The 2,073-nt window shown below is 34.6% G+C and carries 4 protein-coding genes; all 4 read left to right on the top strand.

Annotated elements, in window-relative coordinates; genetic code table 11:
• Window positions 1-173: 173 nt before the first annotated feature.
• The 4 genes from H4J54_RS00160 to H4J54_RS00145 all read left to right on the top strand — a co-directional run bounded on the left by H4J54_RS00160 (window position 174) and on the right by H4J54_RS00145 (window position 1,832).
• Window positions 174-458 carry a hypothetical protein gene (locus H4J54_RS00160; protein WP_182188835.1) on the top strand — a complete coding sequence of 95 codons (285 nt, stop codon included), beginning with the start codon at window positions 174-176 and terminating at the stop codon, window positions 456-458.
• 122 nt (window positions 459-580) lie between these two features.
• Window positions 581-826 carry a hypothetical protein gene (locus H4J54_RS00155; RefSeq protein ID WP_182188834.1) on the top strand — a complete coding sequence of 82 codons (246 nt, stop codon included), beginning with the start codon at window positions 581-583 and terminating at the stop codon, window positions 824-826.
• Window positions 827-987: 161 nt separating this feature from the next.
• The gene (locus tag H4J54_RS00150; RefSeq protein ID WP_182188833.1) at window positions 988-1,194 is read left to right on the top strand and encodes a hypothetical protein; all 207 of its coding nucleotides are present in this window, start codon (window positions 988-990) and stop codon (window positions 1,192-1,194) included.
• 122 nt (window positions 1,195-1,316) lie between these two features.
• Entirely contained in the window at window positions 1,317-1,832 is a 516-nt protein-coding gene (locus H4J54_RS00145) for a hypothetical protein (RefSeq protein WP_182188832.1), read from the top strand.
• Window positions 1,833-2,073: the final 241 nt, after the last annotated feature.

Raw genomic sequence — 2,073 nt, 5'->3', positions numbered from 1 at the left:
AGCATCCAGAACGATGGTCAAAAGAAGAGCGAAACTGGCAGCCAATAGGTGCTGTGGAGTTAAATCCAGAGCAACACAAAGAAGCTGCTTAACCATTTAGGCGACAACTGTCTTGAAAAACACCGTTAAGTCCTAGAGAAAATATTACCTCTGTTCTTATAGAAGCAATATTGATGATAGGAATTATTATTTTTGGAGTTAGTGTTACTTTTAATACTCACAAAGCTAACGATAATAATGTTGGTAATTATATATCAAAAATGACCGCCTTATCATTTCCTCTTTCGGTTAAATTTTTTACTCTTTCCATTGTTATAGGTCTTGTTATGGGGATCGCTGAAGGAGCTGGTTTGTCACTTGAATTCGCACAAGCATGGTTTATTGTTGTATTGTCTGTATCTGTAGAAATTTTACTGTTTTGGCGTTTAAACACTCACTTACAAAGCATCAACACATAACAAGAAAATCAACAAGGACACGTAACAGTTGGCTACGTTTCGCTTCGCTACACAATTTTAGCCAACTATTACTTAGCCTGTTATTTGGGCGTTATATTTTATCAAATTAAGGAGTTTTAATTATGGATGAGTCGAAAACTGAAAGTATTTATTGGATATTTATAAAATATTTAATCTCAATATCTTTATCAATAGCGTTACTTGAGCTTTCTGGTATAGATGCAACAAAAGCGAATGTTTTTTCATTCGATAAATTTTCATTTGCAATATTAGTTCTGTTTTCAGTTTGCATATATACTTTTGATAATATGCTTAAAAGTATCACCAAATGGTTTAAGCAAAAAAAGCAAAACAGCCTGAGTAATTAAAAATATAACAAGCAATTCAACAAGGACAAAAAATAGTTGGCTTTTGCTCCTTCGTTGCTATTTTAGCCAACAATTTTTTGCCCGTTAATTGGGCGTTAGCAGGCTTACAAAGTCTGCAGTTTATTCTCAATAATCAAGTGTATTTATAACAAGGAGGTTTTATGTTTGCCCAAATATTTATGGCTGTTGTAGCGGTATTTCTTCTGTATATAGGTGTTGTTGACGGTTCAGTTTTTAATATTATTATAGCTGTCCTTTTAATCATAATATCAGCAAGTAGGTTCTATGCCGCAAAATCAGGTTCATCTTTTCAAGAAGAATTTGATAAATGGCGTATTAAACACAATAAAAAGACAAACGGTGAGTAGCAAACAGCGCTGCTAACAAGGCAATCAAAAGGACTAAAAACAGTTGGCCGTGCTCGTGCCTCGCTGATTTTAGCCAACAATTTTTAGCCTCTTATTGAGGCGTTATGTTTACAGGAGGTATTATGCATAATATTCCAGATATCCGAGTTTGGAGAACGGCAAATGAGTACCAAGAAGTTGCTTCTTTGTGTAATCAACATAGAAAAATATGGGGCGGTGCAATAAATGCTGCTCTTGCTATTGAAATTTATTTGAAATCATTTCTTTCAGAAAAAGTGCGCGTTTCAATTGGCGAACACGCTTATATAGGATATAAGAAAACTGAACGTGGGCATGATCTATTTGCTCTTTATAAAAAAATACCAGACCATTTACAAACTTTGTTATGTGATCAATACAAATTGATTAATTCAAAGTCACATTTACCTGATTTACTTAAAAAGCATAAAGATGTTTTCTTTCATGCTAGATACGTCCATGAAGAAGATGCGATCAAATCAGTAGGAAATGACATTATATTTTTAGCCGAAGAACTTAGAGAAGTAGTTATGAATGTGGCTGAAATCGTTCATCCTCCTATAACTAAACCGGTGGGTTTAGAGGAAGCGGTAGCTAGACATAAAGCAAGTGTAAAGTAAACATAACAAGCTGTTAAACAAGGACAAAAAACAGTTGGTTTTTGCTCCTTCGTCGCTAATTTTAACCAACTATTTTATTGCCTGTTAACAGGGCGTTAGTTGTCCGCACTAAATCAAATGATTTTATTTATCGTTTAGTGCAAATCGCATAGTTTTGCGTTTGGTTCAATTCTTTGGTTTGGCAATGGAAGTGCCGTTCAATCTAGCTTCCTTTTTGCCCAACCCAGTTTTCGCCTTTCGC

It is taken from the genome of Colwellia sp. MB3u-8 (assembly GCF_014076985.1).
GTDB lineage: Bacteria > Pseudomonadota > Gammaproteobacteria > Enterobacterales > Alteromonadaceae > Cognaticolwellia.
The sequence above is the reverse complement of the archived record's forward strand: the minus strand, read 5'-3'. Positions and strand labels throughout refer to the sequence as shown.

What these genes read in the sequence shown, in the direction of transcription:
- H4J54_RS00155 (WP_182188834.1), top strand. Translation starts at nt 581, where the DNA reads ATGGATGAGTCGAAAACTGAAAGTATTTATTGGATATTTATAAAATAT.
- H4J54_RS00145 (WP_182188832.1), top strand. Translation starts at nt 1,317, where the DNA reads ATGCATAATATTCCAGATATCCGAGTTTGGAGAACGGCAAATGAGTAC.
- H4J54_RS00150 (WP_182188833.1), top strand. Translation starts at nt 988, where the DNA reads ATGTTTGCCCAAATATTTATGGCTGTTGTAGCGGTATTTCTTCTGTAT.
- H4J54_RS00160 (WP_182188835.1), top strand. Translation starts at nt 174, where the DNA reads ATGATAGGAATTATTATTTTTGGAGTTAGTGTTACTTTTAATACTCAC.